Annotated in this window: 1 protein-coding gene; it reads left to right on the top strand. The window is 73.2% G+C overall.

Translation table 11 applies throughout. The features are described from left to right. On the top strand, positions 1–1094 hold a 1094-nt coding region (locus tag ACIQUT_RS40325), incomplete at both ends, for a beta-ketoacyl synthase N-terminal-like domain-containing protein (RefSeq protein WP_403570722.1).

Genomic DNA, 1094 nt, shown 5'->3' with positions numbered 1-1094 from the left:
CGGGTCGCGGCCGTGCTCGGGCACTCCGGTGCCGACGCGGTCGACGCCGAGCGTGCCTTCCGGGACCTCGGCTTCGACTCCCTCACCGCCGTCGAACTGCGGAACGTGCTGAAGGCGGAGACGGGGCTGCGGCTGCCCCCGACCCTGATCTTCGACTACCCGACCCCGACCGCGCTGGCCCGCCACCTGCTGACCGAGCTGGGCGTGACCGGCGGGACCGGTGACCACGCGGGCACGGCGCCGGGTGCACGGATGCCGGTGCGGGCTGCTGCGGGGGTCGCGGACGATCCGATCGTGATCGTCGGCATGGGCTGCCGCTTCCCCGGCGGGGTCCGTACGCCCGAGGACCTGTGGCAGCTCGTCGCCACGGGCGGTGACGGCATCACCGCCTTCCCGACCGACCGCGGCTGGGACACGGAAGCCCTGTACCACCCGGACCCGGACCACGTGGGCACTTCGTACACGCGTGAGGGCGGGTTCCTGCTGGAAGCGGCGGAGTTCGATGCGTCGTTCTTCGGGATCTCGCCGCGCGAGGCCCTGGCCATGGACCCGCAGCAGCGACTGCTGCTGGAGACCTCGTGGGAGGCCTTCGAGCGGGCCGGCATCGACCCGACGGCGATGCGCGGCAGCCGGACCGGCGTCTTCGCCGGCGTCATGTACCACGACTACGCGACCGGCTATGGAAACGGCGAGGAGCTGCCCGAGGGCGTCGAGGGCTACCTCGGCACGGGCAACTCCGGCAGCATCGCCTCCGGCCGCGTCTCGTACGCCTTCGGGCTGGAGGGCCCGGCGGTGACGGTCGACACGGCGTGCTCGTCGTCGCTGGTCGCGCTGCACTGGGCGATCCAGGCGCTGCGCAACGGCGAGTGCGACATGGCCCTGGCGGGCGGCGTGGCGATCATGGCGACGCCCGAGACGTTCGTCGACTTCAGCCGCCAGCGCGGGCTCTCGGCCGACGGCCGCTGCAAGTCCTTCGCGGAGGGCGCGGACGGTACGGGCTGGGCCGAGGGTGCGGGCATGCTGCTCGTCGAGCGGCAGTCGGACGCCGTACGCAACGGCCACCCGATCCTGGCCGTGGTCCGCGGCTCGGCGAT

Source organism: Streptomyces sp. NPDC090445 (assembly GCF_044769385.1).
Classification (GTDB): domain Bacteria; phylum Actinomycetota; class Actinomycetes; order Streptomycetales; family Streptomycetaceae; genus Streptomyces.
This window is presented reverse-complemented; position numbering and strand designations above follow the sequence as displayed.